Consider the following 22,482-nt stretch of genomic DNA (forward strand, 5'->3'; position numbering starts at 1 on the left):
ACGGGCTAGGCGTCCCGGCGTAGCCGGAAACGCTGCAGCTTGCCGCTCTCGGTACGCGGAAGAGCATCGACGAAGGCGACGCTGCGCGGGTACTTGTACGGTGCCGCAGTCTCTTTGACGAACGACTGGATGCTGGCGACCATGGCGTCGTCACCGACCTGGCCGGGACCCAGCACCACCGCGGCGTGCACGATCATGCCGCGCTCGGCGTCGGGCACCCCGATCACCGCGGATTCGACCACCGCCGGGTGCTGATCGATGACCGACTCCACCTCGGGTGCGGCGATGTTGTAGCCCGATGAGACGATCATGTCGTCGCTGCGGGCGTGGTACCAGAAGTACCCGTCGGCGTCGCGGGTGTAGGTGTCGCCGGTCAGGTTCCACCCATCGCGCACGTAGTCCCGTTGTCTGGTGTCGTTGAGGTAGCGGCAGCCCGTGGGTCCCTGCACCGCCAGCAATCCCGCTGTGCCATCAGCCAACTCGTTGCCGTGCACGTCCTGGATGCGGGCGCGGTAGCCGGGCACGACCCGCCCGGTCGAGCCGGGCCGGATGTCGTCGTCGGCGGCGGAGATGAAGATGTGCAGCAGCTCGGTACCGCCAATGCCGTTGATGATCGCCACCCCGGTGGCGTCGCGGAATGCCGTCCACACCTCGGCCGGCAGATGCTCGCCCGCCGACACCGCGCGCCGCAACGATCCGAGACGATGCGCCACCCCGGTGCGCAGCATCGCGCGGTAGGCGGTGGGCGCGGTGAACAGCACGCTCACCCCGTGGCGTTCGATGGCCTCGGCCAGCTCGACCGGGGATGCCTTCTCCAGCAGCAGCGACGCCGCGCCCACCGCCAGCGGGAACACCACCAGCCCACCGAGTCCGAAGGTGAAGGCCAGCGGCGGGGTGCCGGTGAACAGGTCATCAGACACCGGGGCCACGATGTGGCGACTGAAGGTATCGGCGTTGGCCAACACATCGCGGTGAAAGTGCATGGTGGCCTTGGGAACTCCGGTGGTTCCCGAGGTGGGAGCCAACAGCACCACATCGTCGGCGGCGGTGTCGACGTCGTCGAAGGTGACCGGCTTGCCTGCCGCGCGCGTCACGAGGTCCTCGCCACCGGATCCGCCGAAACCGATGACCCGCATCCCGACGTCGGGGACCTCGACTGCGTCGATGGCCTCGCGGAATCGATGGTCACACAGCGCGACCACCGGCCGGGTGAGTGCGACGAGCTTGCTCAGCTCCGGCGTGCGCAGCAGCGGCATCGTGGTGACCACCACCGCACCGGCCTTGATCACCGCGAACCAGCACGCCACCAGCCACGGATTGTTGGGGCCGCGCAACAGAACCCGGTTTCCCGGCACCACACCGAGGTCGTCGGTCAGCACGTGGGCGATCTGGTTGGCGCGGTCGCGCAGGTCGCCGTAGGTCCAGGTCTCGGTCGGGGTGAGCAGACATCGTCGGTCGCGGCCCAGGCGCGCCACGGTGTCGTCGAGCAGCACGGTGGCACAGTTCAGCCGCGCCGGGCGGTGCAGTTCGGGAAGGTCGAACACGAACTGAGGCCAGCTCTCGCGCGGCGGCAGGTTGTCGGCGCAGTAGGTGTCGACGTGAGCCGAGGAGGTGATCGTCTCGCCGATCGGTGCACTCGCGGTCATCTCGGTCCCTTCCCGGTCCGGGCGACGGTTGTGAATCGAGTATGCACGATTTTTGACGCTCGCGATAGATCCGACATATGAATGTAACGGGATGTGCCGTTCGCGAGGTCGGGTCACCTAGAGTTGGCTGCATGACGACCGATCCGGTGCCGCTGGGCGAATCCGCTCCCCGCGACCTGATCGTGACGCTGTTCGGTCTCTACTCCCGCGGGGAGAACAACTGGCTGCCGGTGTCGGCGCTGGTGCGGCTGATGGAGGAACTCGGCATCGACGGACCGGCCGTGCGCTCGTCGGTGTCGCGGCTCAAGCGGCGCGGTGTCTTACTGGGTGTCCGACGTGAGGCGACCGCCGGTTACGAGCTGTCGCCGGCCACCCTGCAGGTGCTCACCGAGGGCGACACCCGCATCTTCCGTCGGGTGCGGTCCACTCTGGCCGACGGGTGGCTGCTACTCACCTTCTCCATCCCCGAAAGTGAGCGCGACAAGCGCCACGCCCTGCGAACTGCGTTGTCTGGTCTGGGGTTCGGCACCGTCTCGCCGGGGGTGTGGATCGCCCCGGCCGCCCTGGAGTCCGAGACCAAGACCATGTTGGACCGCAAGGGTTTACGCGACTACGTCGAGTTGTTCGCCGGCCACCACCTGGGGTTCGAGGATCTGCGATCACGGGTGCAGCGCTGGTGGGACCTCGACCAGATCACGCTGTCCTACGCCGACTTTGTGCGCCGACACCGCCGACTCACCTCGGTCGACGTCGCCGACGCCGCGGCCGCCTTCGCCGCCTACGTGCCGATGCTCACCGCGTGGCGCGTGTTGCCCTACCTCGACCCGGGGCTACCGCTGGAGGTGCTGCCGGCCGGGTGGAACGGGCAGGTGGCTGAGGAGCTGTTCGGCGAGCTCAACGACCGCCTGAGCGCACCGGCCCGCGAGTTCGCGCTCGACGTCCTGCACGGATCGGCCGCCTCGGGTCCGCTCACGACCCGCTGACCGCGACGGCTGCGCCGATGTGGGCGACGGCGGCGATCTCGATCATCGCCTCGGGCTGCCACAGCGCCGAGATCCCGATCCCCGCCATCGCCGGGTAGGTGTCACCGGCCAATTCCCGCCAGATGCGGCCGATCTCGCGTCCGTTGCGCTGATAGTCGGGGATGTCGGTCAGGTAGATCGTCACCGACAGCAGATCAGCCGGGGTACCGCCGGCCGCGGCCAGCGCGGTGAGCATGTTGGCGAAGGACTGGCGGAACTGCGCGACGATGCCGCCGGAGACGATGGCGCCGTGCGCGTCCATGGCGGTCTGCCCGGCGAGATGGACGATGCCGTTCGACGAGCGGCTGGCGTGCGCGAAACCCGACGGGGCGGGCAGTGATTCGGGGTTGATATGGGTGACAGCCATCGGTTCCGCTTTCTCTCATTGCCACGCGAAGGCATATTGTGCGACGATTGCGAGCGTCACCACTACGGTATATCACGACGGCGGAACATCACTGAGCGGAAACGGTACGGGTTGGAGGCGGACATGCGCATCGGGATCTCACGCACCCCGGCGAAGGTGATCTGTTGCGGCCACAACTACCGTGCCCACATCGCCGAGATGGGCCGCCCCACACCGCGATACCCCACCCTGTTCACCAAGTTCGCCGACACCCTCACCGGCCCCCACGACGACATCGTGGTGCCACCTGAGGCCACCGGCCTGGACTGGGAGGCCGAGTTGGCGGTGATCGTGGGCGCTGAGGTCTGGCGCGCCGACCCGACCGAGGCCGCCGCGGCGATCGCGGGATACACCGTGGCCAACGACATCTCGGTGCGCAGCTGGCAGCACCACACCGGGCAGTGGCTGCCCGGCAAGGCTTTCGACGCCACCACTCCGCTCGGTGATGAGCTGGTGACCCCCGACGAGGTGGACCCACGCGCCGGCCTGGCCATCACGTGTCGGGTGAACGGGGAAACCGTCCAGGCCGCCCGTACCGACGACCTGGTGTTCGACGCACCGGCGTTGTTGGCCTACATCTCCGCCTTCACGCGATTGCGCGCGGGCGACGTGGTGTTGACCGGGACACCCGGCGGGGTGGGTGCCGCAGCCGACCCTGCGCGCGAGCTGGTCGACGGCGACGTGGTGGAGACCGAGATCGAATCGATCGGCAAGCTGTGCAACATGATCCGAATCCAGGAGTGACGATGAGCAGTGGTATCGAGACCCACCGGGTGGTTCCTCAGGTGACCCGGGCGGGTGAGTTGTACGGCGACACCGGCCAATCCGGTGGCGCGGTGCGCCTGTCCGGGGTGAGCCCACAGCACACACCGGCCACCAAGATCTGGTTCGGCCGGGTGTCCAACGAGCCCGGCTACCGGTCGCTGCCCCACCACCACGGTGAGGCTGAAACCGGCGGGTACGTGCTGACCGGACACGGACGCATCTACTTCGGCGAGAACTACGCCGAGTGGGTGGACATGACCGCAGGCGATTTCGTGTTCGTACCGCCGTACATGCCCCACGTCGAGGTGAACATGAGCGTCACCGAGGAACTGGTGTGGTTGACCTGTCGTACCCCGGACAACATCGTGGTGAACCTCCCCGATGTGGACGATTCGATCCTGGAAGGATATCGCCGCGCATGAGTTCCACCGCAGTGACCAAGCATCCCAACGATTTTCGTAGCGACGGCTTCCTGTCCTCGATCCAGCTCACCGATCTCGGCGACGACCGGTTCACCGCGCGCCACCAGGTGATCCCCTCGGGCCGAGCCTACGGCGGTGAGACCGTGGCCCAGGCCATCGCAGCCACCATGCGCAGCGTCGAACCCGATCGTCGGATCCACTCGTTCCACGGCTACTTCCTGCGGGCCGCCGACGTCAACGCCGAGAGTTCTTATGCTGTGCAGCGTCTTCGAGACGGGCGCAACTTCTCGGCCCGCGCGGTGCAGGGTGAGCAGGTCGGCAAGACCACCTTCACCGGCCTGGCCTCGTTCCAGAGTCAGCCGGCCCACGGGGTGGCGCATGCCGATCCGATGCCCGCCGGGTTGCCTGACCCCGAGTCGCTACCCACCTCCGAGGATCGGGTGGCCGGTGCCCAGGTCCGCGACGGCAACTACTGGTCGCGGCAACGCAACTTCGACATGCGCCACGTCCACGACCCGGTGTACACCACCCACGCCACCCAGCGTGAACCTCGACAGGTGGTGTGGGTCAAGGCTTTCCAACCTCTTCCCGAGGATCCGCTGGTGCACCAGCTGGCCCTGGCCTACGTGTGTGACTACACCCTGCTCGAGCCGGTGCTGCGTCACCACGACGCGGCCTGGTCGGACCCGGGCGTGGTGACCGCCAGCCTCGATCACGCCATGTGGTGGCACCACCCCGGTCGAGCCGACGAATGGATTGCGTTGGTGCAGGATTCACCCGAAGCCGGCCACGGTCTGGCCATGACGCGGGCGTCGCTCTACGCCCAGGACGGCACCCTGTTGGCCACCACCGTGCAGCAGGGACTTCTCAGCCTGGGGCAGTCGGGGTAGCACGAACGGTCACACCGGGATCAGCAGGTGCTTACGCGGGATGCGGTACATCTGCTTGTCACGCAACTGCGCCAACGCCTTCCGCAACTGCAGTCGGGTCTGCGACGGCTCGATGACGGCGTCGATGTAGCCGCGTTCGGCCGCCAGATACGGCGTGGCCATCATCGTGTTGTAGAAGTTGATGAAGTCGGTGCGGATCTTGTCCGCCTCCTGCGGGGTGGCGTTCTCGGTCTGCCGACGCGTGAGCACCGCCGCCGCCGACTCGGCACCCATCACCGCGATCTTGGCCGTCGGCCACGCGAAGTTGATGTCGGCGCCGAGCTGCTTGCAGCCCATCACCGCGTACGCACCGCCGTAGGCCTTGCGCACCACCACCGTCACCTTCGGCACATCGGCCTCGACGTAGGCGAACAGGAACTTGCCCGAGCGACGGATGGTCCCCTTGGCCTCCTCCACCACGCCCGGCAGGATGCCGGGGGTGTCGACGACAAACACCAGCGGGATACGAAATGCGTTGCAGATCCTGACGAATCGGGTGGCCTTCTCCGACGAGTCGGTGTCCAACACGCCGGCCATCACGCTGGGCTGGTTGGCCACCACACCCACGGCGCGACCGTCCACGCGGGCGTAACCGGTGAGGATGTTGGGGGCGAAGATCTCGGCCACCTCGTGGAAGTTGCCGTCGTCGAAGATGCGCAGCAGGATGTCGCGCATGTCGTAGCCGGCGTTGTCGTTGTCGGGCATGAACGAATCCAGCGACAGGTCGCTCGCGGTCACCTCGGGCTCGAGACCAGGGTTGATGATCGGCGGCTGCTCGTAGGCGGTCGAGGGCATGTACTGCAGGTACTCCCGCACCCACTCGAACGCGGCCTTCTCGTCGTCGGCCACATGGTGGATGTTGCCCCACCGCGCCTGGTTGTGGGCGCTGCCGAGGTCGTCGGCGTCGATCTCCTCGCCGGTGGTCTGCTTGATGACATCGGGCCCCGTGACGAACATGTAGCTCGAATCCTTCACCGCCACAAGCACATCGGTGTTGGCCGGGGTGTACACGGCGCCGCCTGCGCACTTGCCCAGGATCACCGAGACCTGTGGGGAGAGTCCGGAGAGCAGGTCGTTGCGACGACCCATCTCGGCGTACCAGGCCAGCGAGGTGACCGCGTCCTGGATGCGGGCACCGGCCGAGTCGTTGATACCCACCATCGGGCAGCCGATCTTGCTGGCCCACTCCATCAGCATCGACACCTTGCGGCCGAACACCTCGCCCACGGTGCCGCCGAAGACGGTCTGGTCGTGGCTGAACGCCGCCACCGGGCGACCGTGGACCAGACCATGTCCGGTGACCACGCCGTCGCCGTAGCCGGAGGAATCGGACCCGGGCAGCTTGGCCAGAGCGCCGAGTTCGACGAACGAACCCGGATCGAAGAGCATGTCCAGACGCTCACGCGGCGAGGGGATGCCCTTCTTGGCCCGCTTGGCGATCGCCTTCTCGCCGCCGGGTTCCTGGGCTGCGGCCAACCGCTCGCGCAGGTCGGCCAACTTCGCTGCCGTGGTGTCCATCTGACTCACTCCTCGCTGTCTGCGGTAGCTGTCACGCTGCGGCGCTGCTGTGCCTGGGCCAACCGTCGGGTCAGGTCGGCACCGACCACGCCGATGTAGGGCTCGTCGATGATCGACAGGTGGTCGCCGCCGATGTAGACCACCTCGAGGTCATCGACCACCTCGCCCCACCGTCCGTCCGGGGCGATGTCGGCGTACTTCGGTTCCAGTTCGATGGCGTCGTCGTGCATCTTGTCGGCGCGGTAGAGCACCACCGAACCGTCGTAGCGGGAGGGCACCACCGTGGCCAGTGCGCGGTTGTCCAGGAACGAGGTGCGGGTGTGCTCGATGATCCCGGCCGGAATGGCGGCATTGCTCATCGACAGGAACTCCATGATGATCCTGAACTGTCCGTCGTCGTCGGCGGCCACCAGCCGCTCGACCGGGATGGGCACATCCTCGAGGCCGTACCGAGTCTTGGCGTAGTTGAGGTAACGGGTCATGCGGTCACGTTTGCCCTCGATGGTCTCGGGCTCGTCATCGCTGGGACGGACCACGTCGATGAGAGCCACCAGGTCGACCTCCTCGCCGAGCTCACGCAGCCGTTGCGCACACCCGTAGGCCAACGCACCACCCAGCGACCATCCCGCCAAGACATACGGTCCGTGCGGCACGTATTCGCGCAGCTTGGGCAGGTATTGCTCCACCCGCTCGGCCACTGTGCCCTCCACCCGCTCGAACCCGATGACCGGCTGGTCAGCGGGCAGCCGCTTGAGCAGGGGCTCGTAGGACGAACTCGATCCACCCGCGGGATGGAACACCAGCAGCGGCGCCTTGTCGGAACCCTCGACCCTGCGCAGCCACCGGACGAACCCGTCGACGGTGCTGCTCTCGAGTTGCTCACGCACGTAGACCGCAAGCTCCTCGATGGTGTGCGAATCGAGGACGTCCTCGATGTCCACGGTGCCGCCGGTGCGCTCACACAGCCGCGCGGTGAGCTGCTCTGCGGTCTTCTGGTCGAGAACGGGCAGAGGATTGAAGATGCCGCCCGCGGACTGTCCGGTGACCACAGCCCACACCCCGAAGGTGAGCCGCTCGGCGGCATCGCGGGGAGGCAGATCCACTCCGGCGGCGGTGGCCATGGACGCTTGATCGGTCGGCTCCGCAGTAGTCGGCGTCGACTCGCCGCGAGCCGGTGCAGGCTGCGTCTCGGCCGGGGTGGGCGGGGCTGGGGTGGGTTCGGCTGGGGTAGGCGGGGCTGGGGGGGCCTCGTCGATCAGCTTGGCCAGTGCGGCGGTGTCGATCTCGGCGGCAGCGGGATCAGCGGCCAACGCGGCCACCTGATCGCGGTTCTCCACGGCGTAGGTGACGAACCTGACCACATCGTGCAGCGCGGCCTCACGCATCGCCTGCAGCTGCAGCTGCGGGATGTCGAACTCGTACTCCACGCGGTTCTTGATCCGCATCGCCATCAGCGAGTCCAACCCCAACTCGATGAGCGGGATCTCCCGCGGCAGGTCCTCGGGGTCATACCCCATGGACTCGGCCACGATCAGCGCCACCCGCTCCTCGACGGTCTGGCCGCTGTCGGGGTCCCAACGTGCACCGATCTCGTCGATGATCTCGGGGTCGGTGATGACGGTGGGGTCGACGAACGCCGACGGCTGCTCGGCGTCCCCGGCCCCCTCGCTCGCGGTGTCACCCGCAGCGGCCGGACCGCCCGACGTCGCCGCGGTGACCACAGCGGTGGCCAATACCGTGAACCCGCCGCCGGCGGCGTGGGCGTGTATCTGCACCGAGGCGCCACCGGGATGGGGGGTGAGGGTGGTGGTCAGCGTGCCCGACTCCGGCACCGGACCGCTGGTCTCCACCGCCCCGACGCGAACGTCGTCGAGCACCGAACCTGCCGCGGTGCGTGCGAGTTCACGCAGATCGGTGACCGCGGCCGCCGACACCTCCCAGGCGTGACGACCGTCGGGCAGGGCCACGTGTGAGCCGGGCACCCGGCCGGTCCCCGATCCGCCACCGATGGTGGCGCGCATCCAGAACCGTTTGCGTTCAAAGCGGGTTCGCGGGATGTCGGCGTAGTCGCCTGCGCCGAACAGCGACGCCACGTCCACCGCGTGGCCGCGGGTGTAGAGCTTCATCAACGCGGTGACCACGCCGACGCTCTCGTCTTCCTTGCGACGCAGCGTCTCGATCAGCTCAGCGTCGTGCAGGCCGGCACCGAAGGCGACCGCGGCCACCGAGATGAGCACCGCCGGGTTGGGCGAGAGCTCGATGAAGGTGCGGTGCCCGTTCTCCACCGCCTTGGCGATGGCCTGGGAGAACCACACGCTGTGGCGCAGCCCCTTGGTGAAGTAGTCGATGGTGTGGACCGGCTCGCCACCGGGACGGTAGAACGTCTCCCGGTCGATCGAGCTGTAGAACCCCACCTTCGGGCTCAACGGTTCGATGCCGGTCAGCTCGTAGGCCAGCTCGCCCAGCAGCGGATCCATTTGAGAGGTGTGGCTGGCGCCCTTGGTCGCCAATTTGCGACCCAACTTGCCCTCGGCCTCGGCGCGGGCGACGATCGCGTCAACCTGCGCCTCCGGGCCGCCGATCACCGTGTGGGTGGGTGCGGCGTAGACGCAGATCTCCAGGTCGGGGTAGTCGGTCAGCACCTCGGTGATGTCGTCGGCGGAGTACTCCACCAGTGCCATCAGGCGGATGTCGTCGCCGGACAGACCTGCCTCACCCTCACCCATCAGCCGCGAGCGCTGACAGATGACCCGGGTGGCGTCCTCCAACGACAGGCCACCGCTGATGTAGGCGGCCGAGGCCTCCCCCATCGAATGTGGGACCAGCACACCGGGTTGCGCGCCGTGGAACCGCAGCAACTCATACAGCGCCACCTGGATGCTGTAGATGCCGACCTGTGCGGTCTCGATGCCGTAGGTCTGCTCGTCGTCTCCGAACATCTCCACGATCGAGTAGCCCAGCTCGTTCTGCACGTAGGAGTCCACCCGGTCCAGCGCCTGGGCGAACACCGCGTTCTCCGTGTAGAGCTGCTTGGCCATCTTGCGGTGCTGGGAACCGAAACCCGACAGCAACCACACCGCGGAGGCGGGATCGGGTGTGTCACAACTGAACACCAGCGGGCTCTTCTTGCCCTCGGCGACCGCACGCATCCCGGTCAGCGCCTCGTCATGGTCGTGGGCCATGACCACCGAGCGGGTACGTCCGTGGTTGCGGTGCGCCAACGCCCGACCGATGTCGACCAGCGGCGTGGCGCGGCCGGCGTCGCTGTCGAGCCACTCGACGAGGTCGGCGGCCGCCTTGCGGCGACGCGACGGCAGGAAACCTGAGATGACCAGTGGCACAACCATTCCCGGCGCGGCACAGGGTGCGTAGCCGGCCAGCGGATCAGGCTCGGGATCGGCATCGCTGCCGGCAGCCGCGGTCGCGGAGGTACCGAGCAACCCCATCGCGGCCTTCTCGGCCTCGGTCAGGAAGTCCTCGTCGTCGATGTCGGCGTCGAGATCGGCACGATCGGCCGACGAGTGCGTCAGATCGGCAGCATCGAGATCGGCAGCACCCGAAACAGCCGGAACATGCTGGGCCGCAGCAGGATCGAGGTCAGCCGGGGTCACCTCCCGCACCACCACGTGGGCATTGGTGCCACCGAACCCGTTGCCCGACACACCGGCCACGGCATGCCCGCTGTAGCGCGGCCAATCAGTGGCCTCGGGGATCACCTTCAGATTGGTGGCCTCGAACTGGATGTAGGGGTTGGGGGCGGAGTAGTTCAGCGATGGCGGCAACTTGTCGTTGCGCATCGACAGCACCAGCTTGATCAGCCCGGCCGCACCAGCGCCGGCCTCGAGGTGCCCGAAGTTGGTCTTCGCCGACCCCAGCAGGGCCGGCTTGTCGGCGTCGCGACCCTTGCCCACCACGCGGCCCAGCGCGTCGGCCTCGATCGGATCACCCAGGATGGTGCCGGTGCCGTGCGCCTCGATGTAGTCCACGGTGCGCGGGTCGATCCCGGCGTCGCGGTAGGCGGTGCGCAGCACCTTCACCTGCGCCTCGGGATTGGGCGCGGGCAGCCCGTTGGAGCGACCGTCGGAGTTGACCGCAGACCCGGCGATGACAGCCAGCATGGTGTCGCCGTCGCGGCGGGCATCAGCCACCCGCTTGAGCACCACCAGGCCACCACCCTCGGCGCGGATCATGCCGTCGGCATCGGCCGAGAACGCTTTGATACGACCATCTTTGGACTGCACCCCGATGCGATCGAAGCCCAGCGTGGCCACCGGGGTGAGCAGCATGTTCACGCCGCCGGCGATGGCGACGTCGCTCTCACCGGACCGCAGGCTGCGCACCGCCTGGTGCACGGCCACCAGCGACGACGAACACGCGGTGTCCACCGCCACCGACGGACCGTGGAAGTCGAAGTAGTACGAGACGCGGTTGGCCACGATGGACGTGGAGGTGCCGGTCAACGCGTAGGCAGCGGTGTCGCCCATCGCCTCGGGGTCGGAGACGGCCAGCATCTGGTAGTCGTTGGTCGAGCTGCCGATGAACACCCCCACCTCGGCGCCCTTGAGATCGCTGGGCGGGATGTGCGCGTGTTCCAGTGCCTCCCAGGTCAACTCGAGGGCCAGACGCTGCTGCGGGTCGACCATCTCCACCTCGCGCGGCGACATCTGGAAGAAGTCGGCGTCGAAGGTGGTCACGTCGTCGAGGTAGCCGCCGTGCAGGTTCGACTCGGCCAGGACCTGCGCCATGCGCGGCTCGGCCTTGAACTCGGTCCACCGGTCCTCGGGCAGATCGGAGATGCCGTCGCGCCCGTTGATCAGCATGTCCCAGGTGGATTCGGGCGTGTAGCCGGCCTTGGGGAACCGGGTGGCCAGACCGACGATCGCGATGTCGTCGTCGGCGGAGCGATCACGGGCGTAGAACAGCGCGTCGTCGTCGGCGTCGGTACCGGCGTCCGGGTCGCCCTCGATGATGCGTTTGGCCAACGAGGCGATGGTCGGGTGCTGGTAGGCCACCGTGGCCGTGAGCACCACGCCGGTCTTGTCCTCGATGTCGGCGGCCATGGACACCGCATCGCGGGAAGCCAGGCCGAACTCCTCCATCGGGCGATCGTCGGAGATCTGCTCCACGGGCAGGCCGGTGGCGGCCGACACCCACTCCCGCAACCAGTCGCGCAGCTCGGCGACGGTCAGCTCCCCGGCGGTCTCCCCGTCGGTTCCCGCGATATTCAGTTCAGACATCTCAATCCAGACTATTGGTTGCCGTCGGGCGCATCAGGGAACGCCGTCTGGGTGTATCCGCCGCGCAGGGTGCCGTCGATGTAGGCGTTCTTGCAGGCGGAGTGGGCGATCTTGCCGCTGGAGGTCCGCGGGATGGACCCGGCGGGGACCAGCAGCACATCGCGAGCCATCACACCGTGGCGCGAAGCGATGCTGGCGCGCACCACGTCGACCACCTCGGTCGGGTCGACCTTCTTGCCCGCGTTGCGTTCGGCCACGATGACCAGCTGCTCGGAGCTGTCGTCGGCGTCGTAGGTGAGGCCACTGGACGCGGCGAACACCTCAGCGGGCAACCGGTTGGCCGGCACCGAGAACGCGGCCACGAACCCCGGGCGCAGCGCCGTACTCGACTCCTGAGCACTGAACTCGAGGTCCTGCGGGTAGTGATTGCGGCCGTCGACGATGACGAGGTCCTTCACCCGACCGGTCACATACAGTTCCCCGTCCAGCCACACCCCGTAGTCGCCGGTACGCAGCCAACGATCGGGGAACAGCGCGCCCTCGGCGTGGCTGCCCTGAGGCAGCGGATGAGCCAGGGTGTTGAGGAACGTCGCGCGGGTCTCGGCCTCGCGGCCGAAGTAGCCGCGGCCCAGGTTGATCCCGTTGAGCCAGATCTCGCCGACGTGCCCGTCGGGCTGCTCGGTGGCGGTCTCGCTGTCGACGATGGCAGCCCACTGCGAGTTGGCCACCTGCCCGCACGACACCTGCGCCACCGCGCCGGGGGTGTCGGCGTCGACCAGGGTGAACTTGCCGGCGTTGAGGTCGGCCCGGTCGACGTAGATGACCTTGGCCGCGCGGTCGCGTTTGGTCGACGACACGAACAGCGTTGCCTCGGCCATGCCGTAGGACGGCTTGATGGTCGTCGGCGACAGTCCGTAGGGCGCGAAGGCGGCGTTGAACTTGTTCATCGAGCTGACGGTGACCGGCTCGCTGCCGTTGATCAGACCGATGACGTTGCTGAGGTCGAGGTGCTCACCCTCCTTGGGCAGACCTCGGGTGGCGGCGTGCTCGAACGCGAAGTTCGGGGCGGCGGCGAAGGTCCCCGCGCCGTCGGACTCCGCAGCCAGCTCGCTGATCCAGCGACCGGGCCGCCGGACGAAGGCGGCCGGACTCATGATGGTGATGTAGGACCCGCCCAACGCCGGCAGGATCACCGTGAGCAGACCCATGTCGTGGAACAGCGGCAGCCAGGTGACGCCCCGCGAGTCCTCGTTGAGCTCGATCGCGTCGATCATCTGCAGCGCGTTGGCGCACACGCCGCCGTAGGTGATCTCCACGCCGGCCGGGGTACGGGTGGACCCCGAGGTGTACTGCAGGTAGGCGGTGTCCTCGAGGGCCAGCTCGGGACGCACCCAGGTATCGCCCACCGAATCGGGCACGGCGTCGACGGCGATCACGCGCGGACGTTCCTTGGCGGGCAGCGGCTTGAAGAAGTCACGCACCGCCTCGGCCGACTTGGTGGCGGTGAGGATGACCGTCGGGGTGCAGTCTCCCAGCACCGCGTGCAACCGGTCGGTGTGACCGGGCTCGTCGGGGGAGAACAGCGGCACCGCGATGTTGCCCGCGAACAGGGCCCCGAAGAAGCCGATCACGTACTCCAGCGACTGCGGTGCCAAGATGGCCACCCGGTCGCCCTTGGTGGTCACCTGCTGCAGGCGGGCGGCGATGGCCCGCAGCCGTTTGCCGAACTCGGCCCAGGTCAGCTCGATGGGCTCGCCGTCACGCTCGCGGCTGTAGTCGAGATACCGATACGCCAGGGTGTCGGCGCGCTCGTGGATGTTGCGCTCCACGTACGCGACCAGGGTGTCCTCCGGCGAGAGTTGCAGGTTCCCGAACTCGTCGAAGAAGTCCTCAATCGACCGCTTCATCAGCACTCCTGTAGGCATGTTGCACCCGCCTGTTCGCTCGCGACCCGTACGTAGGGTCCACATCGACATTTCTGGCCGCACCGAGGTCCTCACACCCGAGAGGGCAGCCCCTGGCTCCCGGTGAGTTCGACGAAGACAGTCGAAGGTGTCGCCCCCGACGAACCCCCGCGCCCGCGTGCACCGCAGACCACTGCTCACTCCAGCGGGGCCTGTCCCGACTCCCCACTGGCGGGTTCAGCTGCTCAGCACGCTGACGGTATCGTAACGGCCGCCCGAGCGGCGCCGCCGTGCACGTCACTCGGCCTCCCGCAGGATCGGGATCACCGGAGCGAAGGCGTCCATCTGGGTGGGAAACACCCCGACGTAGGACATGGTGGTGCGTTCGCGCACGGTCCGGACCTGCTCGGCGATCTCCTCGAACGTCCCGCACATGATGTAGGGCGACTCGAGGATGTCGTCGACGGTGATGTCGGTGTCCTTGGCCACGTTCGGCGGGAAGCCACTGTCGATGGCCCCGATCACCATCTCTGCGGTGGAGATGCGGTCCTCGGTGATGAGGATGGTCGCGATGGTCCAGCCCAACTCGATGTCGTCGAACCGCTCACCGGCCGCCTGCCGGATACGGTCGACCCGCTCGATGGTCTTGTCCATCCGCATGTCCGAGAGCTTCAACTTGCCGTCCGGGGTGGACCCGGTGGCCACCGAGATGATGTCGGCGTGCTTGGCCGCGAGCTCCAGCATCTTCGGACCCCCCGCCCCGATCTGGATCGGTGGCCGTGGACCCTGACGCGGCCGTGGCGTGCCGACGACGCCTTTCACGTCGTAGAACTCGCCGGAGAAGGTGCACTCCTGGCCGCGCAGCAGCACGTCGAGGATGGTCACCGCCTCGTCGAGCTGACGCAACCGTTGCCCCGGGGTGCCGAACGGGATACCCGCGGCGGCGAAGTCCTCGGCCAGCCACGAGGCGCCGATGCCGAACTCCAGTCGCCCCTTGGACAACACGTCGATGGTGGTGGCCTCCTTGGCCACCACGACCGGGTGACGTAGGCCGGCGGCCAGCGTTGTGGTGGCCAGCCGGATGGTCGAGGTGGCCTGGCTCAACGCACCCAGCGCGGCCAGCGGTCCCACCTGGTTCTCGATGTGGTCGGGGACGGCGAACGTGTCGTAGCCGTACTCCTGCGCACGCTGGGCCAACGCGACGAACTTACGTGCGCCACCCTCGTCCCGATTGCCCTCGCCGCCCGCGGCGAAACGGAACGGGCGCAGGCCACCCGTCCGCGCGTCTGGGTCGGTTGTCATCGGCTCTTCTCCTCGGCCCCCGGGTGGAAGGCTATCGATCGTTCGGCCGACAAGAGACGTCTTGCCCGACCCGGCGCGCCGGACGGTGGAATCTGCGGTGGAACGCAGCTCCTACCAGCGCGACGTGCACACGATACTGGTGCTGCCAGTGACACCCAAACCCGACGATTCGCCGACCGAGTTGTCCGATTCGAACGAATTGGAGTGGGGCACAGCCACCCCTGCACTCAGTTGTGAGGGGGTCGCGGAGCTCGATCGACCACCGACCGCGACCACCCGAACAACCATCGGGTGGCAGAAGCACCGTCGGACTGCCAGTAGCGGGTGGTGCCGTAGAGCGCATGGATCGGGTTGTTGATCGCCCCCAGCAGCTTGCCGACCGCATCGAACGGGTTGAGGATGGTCGGCGCGTCGCAGATCAGGTCGCCTGCCGCGCAGATGCTGACCGTGCGCGAGCGCAACGACCCGAACGCACCCGGCCGCGATCCGGTCATCGCGATCCCCGGCACCAGCGTCCCCAGCCCGCCCAGGGACACCTCTGCCCCCACCCCGGGTGGGGACGGGGCCACGTCGATCGCCTCCCCGGGCTGGCGACGGCCGTCGGCGATCAGGCCCACCCCCAGGACCAGATCTGCGGCCACCGGACCTTTGTCGTTACCGATCGACGATGCGACGTCGCCGGCGATCACCGCTCCCTGCGAGAAGCCCAGCAGCACGAACCCGGTGAGCGGGCAGCGCTGGTTGACCTCGGTGATGCGTGCGCGTACGCGTGCGGTGCCCTCGGCGCGGGAGTCGTTGTAGTCGCGGGTCTTGTCGTCGAGGTTGGTGGGATTTCGGAAGGACGCGGCGTACGGCACCGTGTAGACGTCGGCGCGGGAGTTGTCGAAGGCCTGAGCCAGCGGACGAGAAATCCTGAGCAGCAACGCATTCGGATTGGCACGCGGGTTGTAGGGGTCGTCGTCGGAGGCCGACTCGAACGAACCCGGGACCACCACCACCGACACGTCGGCGCAGTCGGCGGGTTGGGTGCGGGGGCGCTGGGCGCTGGACTGCCCCGGCGCGGCCGGACCCGGTCGCGGCGGGGTGGGTTGCAGCAGTGCGATCACCAGGATCACCACCAGGATGATGGCGATGATCGCCAGGGCCAGCACACCGAAAAGTCCCCACAGCACCACCTTGCGGCGGGGACGGCGGGATCGGGTCATCAGGCGGCGATCACTTGCAGTAGGTGGCGTTCGCGGCGGCGATCACTTTGTCGGCGGTGGCCGCAGCCGCGGCGGTGTCGGTGGTGCCCGAGCCGACGATCGCGGTGACGATGGTCTTCACCTGCGCCGGGTCGGGTGCCTGACCACCGGTGCCGCACACGATGTTGGCCGCTCCCAGGGCAATCGAGTTGTCCGGGTCGTTGGCGATGGTGACACCGGCCCTCTTCAACGCGGCCAAGAAGGCCTCGCCCTTGCTGCCCGGCGCGGGCGGCTTGGCGCCACCGGGGAAGTTCGACGGCGCGGTGGTCTTGGCGTTGGGCGCAGTGGCAGGTAACCCGCTGCCCGCATCGCCCTGATCGGCCGGCGCCTGCGGTGTGGCCGGTGCCGACCCGGTGGGCGCAGCTGAGGTTGCCCCCGACGTCGAGGGCCCGGCCGTCGCCGTCGTGGCGGTCGTCGTGGTGGACGAATCCGACGAGCTGGCGGTGGAATCACTGCTGCCGCAGGCCGTGGTCGCGCCGGCCAGCAGCGCCAGCCCGAGAACCGTGGTGGCGATCGCGATGCGGTGTCGACTCATGTCACTTCCTGGTGGGTGATCGCCCCGGGACGGCTGCGGTGGCAGCGCACCCGGGGCTCGAACCCGGCCAGGCTACCGAAGCGACCTGAGCGGGAGCACAATCCGATGGTCAGTGGATCGTGACGGTCCCGTTGACCGCCTCGATGTAGCCGCGTTCGAAGTTGACCCGATTACCGCCGGTGACACCGAACTGATCGGTGATCGGATACCCGAGCTTGCCGCCTTCGAACCCGACCGAGGCCCAGGCGTCGAAGATGGGACCGGCCGGAAGCGCCACCGCGCCTCGACTGGGCAGCCAGTAGATGTTGCCGCCCTCGAACCGCGTGTAGCGGCCGCCCCGCGCGGCTCCCGACTCGTTGGAGGTGGGGAACCCGAGAACCCCACCTTCGAACCCGGTCTTGCCGTACTTCTCGAAGATCTTGCCCTGCACCGCATGTGCGCCGGTGGCGGGCGTGAAGTAGTACGCGCCGATGGCGAATCCCTGCACTCGACCCTTGCCGTTGGGGGTGTCCACCTCGTCGCCGGTGGGATACCCCAGCGGTCCGCGCTCGTATCCGGATCGGGCCCAGTCGGCGAGGATGGCCCCGACGACCGCGTGGGCGCCGGTGGGCCGCGTCCAATAGATGTAGCCGCGCTGGAACTTGGTCAGCCGGCCGCGCCGGTCGGGAGCGCCGAGTTCGTCGCTGATGGGGAACCCGAGATAGCCGGCCGGCCCGTTGGCGGCCACGTAGGCACCGCCGATGGCCCCGGACACCGCGTGCGCACCGGTGGCGGTGGAGTAGAAGACCCGTCCGCCGCGGAAGTCCTGCGCGCGACCCCCACTGACCGGGTACTCCGGGGTGAGGCAGCCACCGAGGTCACGCCGCTTGGCCACCAGCGCCTTGATGGCGCCACCCACCCCGCACTTGGGTACGTCGGCGGCGATACCCAGAGCCCGTGCCAGCTGCGGCCACGACTGGTGCAGTTCGAACTGCCAGTACTCCCAGGTGTGGGTGCCCGAGGGCCGGTAGACCGCCTGCGCGGGCACCCCGAGCTGGCTGAGCTTGGAGGCGAACTGGGTGGAGGTGACCCGCGAGAGCACCTCGAGGCCCACCCCCGCGTAGTTGGTGGCCAGGTACGGGATGTCCGAGGGGGTGTCGTACTGGCCGGGCAGCCCGTTGCCCGAGGAGATGTAGAGGCTGACCCCACGCAGTCGGTCGGCCAACAGATACGGGTCGTGGTCCTTCCAGGCCGGGTCGGTGGGCGGACCGAACATCTTGGCCGAGTCGTAGCCACCGGCATCGTTGATCGCGAACTGCACCGCCTGCGGCATGCCGAACGAGCTGAGCTGCAGGATGCCCGAGTACGACGCCGCGAACCGGAAGAAGCCGGGGTTGCGAGCCGCCAGCATCATCGCCGCGCTGCCGCCCATCGACAGCCCCGCCACCCCGCGCACGTCGGTGGCCCGCCACTGGGCGGCCAGCACCGGCGGCAGCTCGCGGGTCAGGAAGGTCTCCCAGGCGTAGGTCTTACCGTTGTCGGGCTGCTTCCAGTCGGTGTAGAAGCTGGACTCCCCGCCCACCGGCAACACCATGGTGATGTTCTTGTCCTTGGCGAACGCCTCGATGTCGGTGTTGACCGTCCAACCGTTGGCGTCGTCGCGGGCCCGCAATCCGTCCAGCAGGTAGAGCTGGGCGAACCGTTCGCTCGGAGCCTGATTCCAGTCACGCGCCAGCAGCAGCTGCACCTGGATGTTGCGACCCATGGCCGGCGAGTACACCCAGATGGCCACTCGGCGATCGGAGTACCAGAACGTGTTGGTCACGCGAACCCCGGCGACGGGGGCCAGGCCGACGGGCGCGGGGGCCACCGGCGGTGTCGCCGCCGAGGGCGTCGCGGCGGGGGGTTGGTCGGCGGCAGCTTGATCGGGCGCCGACGCGGCCGGTGCTGACGCGGCTGGCGGTGCCGATGCGGCTGGCGGTGCCGATGCGGCTGGGGGTGCGGGGGGCCCGCTGGGCGCGGCCGGCTCGGCGCCGGCGCCGCTGGTGGTGAGAAGACCGATCGCGGCCACGGTGATCAGCACCGTCGCACCGACACCGGCCGTTCGCGCTCCGCGACCCGCTCGGCCACCCACTCGGCCACCTTGGCACCACCGCATCGACCGCTGCCCTTCGTCACGCCGGCGAACCACGCCGCCACCACCGGCGTCTCGCCCTGATGCGAAACACCCTCCGCGTAGAGGTCTACACGGAGGGCGTCGCGATGTGGCGGTGCCACACTGTTAACGGTGTGAAATTTTGTGACTCGTGAGGCGATTGTGACTCACGCGGTGGTCGCCCACCCGCAGATCAGTCGCGGAACCAGCCCTGATCCTTCGCGCGCCACACCATGTCGCGCCAGTAGCCCCAGGCGTGCAGGCCGACCGCCGGGAAGTCCGAGGTGATCTGAACGTTGTTGACCAACGCCTGCACCTGGAAGGCCCGCGACTGGGCCAGCGACAACGCTTCGAGCGGCGCACCCTGGATGAAGCCGAGCGGGTCGGTCGGGTACGGACCGGGGATGCCGCTGCCCGAGGCCACGCGCACCTTCTTGCCGCGCATCTTGCCGATCTGCACGAAGGGATCGTTGTCCAGCCAGCGCACGCTGGTGGGCGGGCCCCACATCGAGTCGGAGTTGAACGGTCCGACACCGGCCTGGATACCCGCGTCGAGCAGCGCGATGCGGATGGCTTCACGCATACCGGGCGCCGAGAGGTTCAGGTAGCCCGACATGGAGAACATGTGCGAGATGCGCGGGTTATTGGCGCCGATGATCATCGCCGAGTTGCCGCCCATGGAGATGCCCATGATGGCGTACTTTCCGGCCGGCCCCACCGCGAGCCGCTTGCTGTCGAGGAACGGGATGAGCCGCTGGTTGATCGCGCAGCTCCACCGGTAGCGGTAGGGCTGGTTGTTGAAGTTGCTGGGTGCATTCCAGTCGCTGTAGAAGCTGGCCAGACCGCCGACCGGCTCGACGACGTTGACGCCGGAGTTGGCCATGTCCTGGATGCGGGTGTTGTGCTCCCACCCGCTGACGTCGTTGGTGGCACGCAGACCGTCCAGCGCGATGACGGTCTTGTAGTTGCCCGCCTTGACCCACATGCGCACCTTGACCGGCGGCATGCCGCAGCCGTCGATGAACGACTGGGTGAACACGACACGCGCAGGTGCGGCCGATGCCGCACCCGAACCCATCACCAGGCCGAGCACACCGGCCACGGCGACCAGGAGTACGACCAGGCGAGCTGCCGGGGAGGTCGATCCCGAAACCGGGGGGTGCAGGGTTGTCGACCGGGTCTCCGGTGTCGTAACTCGCATCGAGTGTCGCTCTCTCTCTAGATGTCCATGCCGAACACTTGCGCATTCGGTCAGTCATGGTCGGCCAGTGGCGGCGTGGACACACCGACGTGGCAGACCCGGCTCGGCTCGAACCCCCGTGCTCGTCACAGACGGCTGTCGACCGTTGTGAGCGCCGAACGGAGCCTATGCGATGGGCCACGGTCTGACAATTCCTCGCGAACTGTCACACATTGCGTGCATCTGGCCAGATGACCTGCCCATTTCAAGGGTTTCGTGTATATCGGTGCCCGGGGCCAGAGCGTTACCGAACCTCGTTCAGGGGATGGGTGGGCCCAGCGGCAGACGACACCGCATCAACTCGTAGCGAGGCACCCGCTCGATGCGGTAGCTGGTGAAGTCGAACGACTGCCGCAGGTTGTTGCGGAAGCGCGTGAGGGTGAGCGGCGCCTTGTAGGAGGCGATGAGGTCACGGGTCTGCGGGCAGGTCAGGGCCTCCCCGGCGTCGCGCGCCCACTCCGGGTCGAGGAACAGCGGCAGCAGCGGGCGGGTGGTGATGCCACCGGATTCTGCGACCACCCATTCCCCGGGGAGGTCCTTGTCGTGGCCGATCCGGGCGTCCTCGAGGCGCTCGGTGTGTGAGGCGATCGGATACGCCAGGCCCATCTGATCCACCACCCGAACGTTCAGCGGCGCGTTCATGCTGGTCATGCCGAGGTTGAGGAAGAAGACAGTCAACTCTGGGGGCGTACCGGGCACCCGGGGGCCGGCCAACTTGATGAAGTTCCACTTGTCGTAGTCGGCCGAGGGCAACAACACCCCGCCGTCACGGCGCTGCTCGATCTCGTCGACCATCGCCCGCATCCGCGGATAGTTGAGGTAGTCCTGGGCGGTGATGGGGTGGGTGACGCCGAGGTTCTGTATGTAATAGCGACGCTCGTCGACGATCCCACTGCGGCCGATCTCGGTGCCGTCGCGCATACCCGCCGAGTGCGAGGTGCCGATGGCCCAGATGGCGGTGATCACGAAGAACGCCAATGCGCTTGCTGCGCCCAGCAATTGGGCCGGATCGGGGCGCCGGATCGACTCGGGGACCACCAGCGGGATGATCATCACCGGCAGCAACAGAATGAACAGTGGGACCAGCAGCACCCGCGAGTGCATGAAGTCGCCGCCCTGGCGCAGCCAGTAGAGCACCTCGATCAGACCGCCGAGCAGCATCACCGTGGTGACCGCGGCCGGTGTCTGCAGACGGGCCCGCCCAGCCGCCCAACGTCCAACGCGAGCAGGCTGGGCGCCGCTGGTGTCAGGGGCGGATCCTCGGCGGCGAAGCAACCAGATCGACAGTGCCGCAACGACCGCCACGATCAGCGGCAGCGCCAGCGTGTAGGGACTGAACATGTTGCCCAGATAGGTGAAGCCCTGTTGCCACTTGGATCCGGTGGCGTCCTTGGCCACCGCGGTGTTGGGCACCAGCAGCCCGTAGTAGCCCATCCGGAAGATCTGATAGCCCAGCGGCAGCACCGCGGCCGTCGCGACGAACGCGGTCCGCAGCCGCCACGACATCTCGGTCACCACCACCAGCGCCAACACCAGGGCACCGACGATGGCGAGTTCGGGGCGGACCAGCGGGGCCAGGCCACCGGTGAAGGCCAGCGCCAACAACGCGGCGACGTCGGCGCGGGTGCGCAGCGGTCCCCGCCGACTCCACCCCGCCACCTGCCACCACAGTGTCGCCACCCAAAAGATGCACAACGACACCTCCAGCCCGCTGGTGGCAAAGTCACGCGCGGGCGGCAGGGCGATGTAGACCAGCGCACCCAGCGGCAGCACCACGGTGGGGGTGGCCGCCGCAGATCGCAGCGAGACACCCAACATCCGCATCGTCCCCCACATGGCCAGCGGCACCGCCGTCACCGAGAGCACCAGCGCGATCCACAGCACCACGTACTCCACCTGGCCGCCGGTCAACCAACTCCAGAACCAGATGAGGTAGGTCCAGGCGGTGGAGGTGTTGGCCTCCACCCGCTCACCCTCGTTGAACACCGGGCCGTTGCCGGCCAGCAGGTTGCGTACGGTCCGCAGCACGATCAGGCCGTCGTCGGCGATCCACCGCCGCTGCCAGGCGCCGTTGGCGAACAGCGCCGCCACGACCAGCGCCGACACCGAGAAGGTGACGGCCGGGACAGCCCGGGTCCACCGCGGCGGCCCCGACTCGGCGGTCGGCCGGGTCACGGG

16 protein-coding genes are annotated in these 22,482 nt (G+C 68.1%); 4 read left to right on the forward strand and 12 right to left on the reverse strand.

Annotated features, from left to right (window positions below; genetic code table 11):
• Positions 1-5: 5 nt before the first annotated feature.
• The gene (locus KIK15_RS12395; RefSeq protein WP_214244903.1) at positions 6-1,646 is read right to left on the reverse strand and encodes an AMP-binding protein; all 1,641 of its coding nucleotides are present in this window, start codon (positions 1,644-1,646) and stop codon (positions 6-8) included.
• Between the two features lie 131 nt (positions 1,647-1,777).
• On the opposite strand from KIK15_RS12395, the gene KIK15_RS12400 reads away from it, so the two are divergent.
• Entirely contained in the window at positions 1,778-2,629 is an 852-nt protein-coding gene (locus KIK15_RS12400) for a PaaX family transcriptional regulator C-terminal domain-containing protein (RefSeq protein ID WP_214244905.1), read from the forward strand.
• On the opposite strand, the gene KIK15_RS12405 is transcribed toward KIK15_RS12400, so the two are convergent.
• On the reverse strand, positions 2,616-3,035 hold the full coding sequence (locus KIK15_RS12405) for a RidA family protein (RefSeq protein WP_214244907.1): 420 nt from the start codon (positions 3,033-3,035) through the stop codon (positions 2,616-2,618). The genes KIK15_RS12400 and KIK15_RS12405 overlap by 14 nt on opposite strands.
• A gap of 123 nt (positions 3,036-3,158) precedes the next feature.
• Here KIK15_RS12405 and KIK15_RS12410 point away from each other — a divergent pair, with 123 nt between their 5' ends.
• The 3 genes from KIK15_RS12410 to KIK15_RS12420 are packed head-to-tail and all read left to right on the forward strand — an operon-like array spanning position 3,159 to position 5,151.
• Positions 3,159-3,818 carry a fumarylacetoacetate hydrolase family protein gene (locus KIK15_RS12410; protein ID WP_250324573.1) on the forward strand — a complete coding sequence of 220 codons (660 nt, stop codon included), beginning with the start codon at positions 3,159-3,161 and terminating at the stop codon, positions 3,816-3,818.
• A gap of 2 nt (positions 3,819-3,820) precedes the next feature.
• The gene (locus KIK15_RS12415) at positions 3,821-4,261 is read left to right on the forward strand and encodes a cupin domain-containing protein (protein ID WP_214244911.1); all 441 of its coding nucleotides are present in this window, start codon (positions 3,821-3,823) and stop codon (positions 4,259-4,261) included.
• Entirely contained in the window at positions 4,258-5,151 is an 894-nt protein-coding gene (locus KIK15_RS12420; RefSeq protein ID WP_214244913.1) for an acyl-CoA thioesterase II, read from the forward strand. Before KIK15_RS12415 ends, KIK15_RS12420 begins: the two co-directional genes overlap by 4 nt.
• A gap of 9 nt (positions 5,152-5,160) precedes the next feature.
• Here KIK15_RS12420 and KIK15_RS12425 read toward each other — a convergent pair whose 3' ends face one another.
• The 10 genes from KIK15_RS12425 to zomB all read right to left on the reverse strand — a co-directional run bounded on the left by KIK15_RS12425 (position 5,161) and on the right by zomB (position 22,479).
• Entirely contained in the window at positions 5,161-6,708 is a 1,548-nt protein-coding gene (locus KIK15_RS12425) for an acyl-CoA carboxylase subunit beta (RefSeq protein WP_214244915.1), read from the reverse strand.
• A gap of 5 nt (positions 6,709-6,713) precedes the next feature.
• The gene (pks13, locus tag KIK15_RS12430; protein WP_214244917.1) at positions 6,714-11,945 is read right to left on the reverse strand and encodes a polyketide synthase Pks13; all 5,232 of its coding nucleotides are present in this window, start codon (positions 11,943-11,945) and stop codon (positions 6,714-6,716) included.
• An 11-nt stretch (positions 11,946-11,956) separates the two neighbouring features.
• Positions 11,957-13,852, reverse strand: coding sequence for a long-chain-fatty-acid--AMP ligase FadD32 (gene fadD32, locus KIK15_RS12435; RefSeq protein ID WP_214244919.1), 1,896 nt, complete (start codon positions 13,850-13,852; stop codon positions 11,957-11,959).
• A 294-nt stretch (positions 13,853-14,146) separates the two neighbouring features.
• Positions 14,147-15,151, reverse strand: coding sequence for a TIGR03621 family F420-dependent LLM class oxidoreductase (locus tag KIK15_RS12440; RefSeq protein WP_214244921.1), 1,005 nt, complete (start codon positions 15,149-15,151; stop codon positions 14,147-14,149).
• Between the two features lie 227 nt (positions 15,152-15,378).
• On the reverse strand, positions 15,379-16,356 hold the full coding sequence (locus KIK15_RS12445) for a cutinase family protein (RefSeq protein ID WP_214244923.1): 978 nt from the start codon (positions 16,354-16,356) through the stop codon (positions 15,379-15,381).
• A 10-nt stretch (positions 16,357-16,366) separates the two neighbouring features.
• Positions 16,367-16,930, reverse strand: a complete 564-nt coding sequence (locus KIK15_RS12450; RefSeq protein WP_214244925.1) for a DUF732 domain-containing protein — start codon at positions 16,928-16,930, stop codon at positions 16,367-16,369.
• Positions 16,931-17,039: 109 nt separating this feature from the next.
• Complete coding sequence (locus KIK15_RS12455; RefSeq protein WP_374222851.1) at positions 17,040-18,992, reverse strand: alpha/beta hydrolase-fold protein; 1,953 nt, start codon at positions 18,990-18,992, stop codon at positions 17,040-17,042.
• Positions 18,986-19,186, reverse strand: coding sequence for a hypothetical protein (locus KIK15_RS12460; RefSeq protein WP_214245321.1), 201 nt, complete (start codon positions 19,184-19,186; stop codon positions 18,986-18,988). Before KIK15_RS12460 ends, KIK15_RS12455 begins: the two co-directional genes overlap by 7 nt.
• 71 nt (positions 19,187-19,257) lie before the next feature.
• On the reverse strand, positions 19,258-20,142 hold the full coding sequence (locus KIK15_RS12465; RefSeq protein ID WP_250324621.1) for an alpha/beta hydrolase family protein: 885 nt from the start codon (positions 20,140-20,142) through the stop codon (positions 19,258-19,260).
• A 420-nt stretch (positions 20,143-20,562) separates the two neighbouring features.
• Entirely contained in the window at positions 20,563-22,479 is a 1,917-nt protein-coding gene (zomB, locus tag KIK15_RS12470; RefSeq protein ID WP_307851871.1) for a flagellar motor control protein ZomB, read from the reverse strand.
• Positions 22,480-22,482 lie beyond the last annotated feature (3 nt).

Source organism: Williamsia sp. CHRR-6, from assembly GCF_018474015.1.
Taxonomy (GTDB): domain Bacteria; phylum Actinomycetota; class Actinomycetes; order Mycobacteriales; family Mycobacteriaceae; genus Williamsia_A.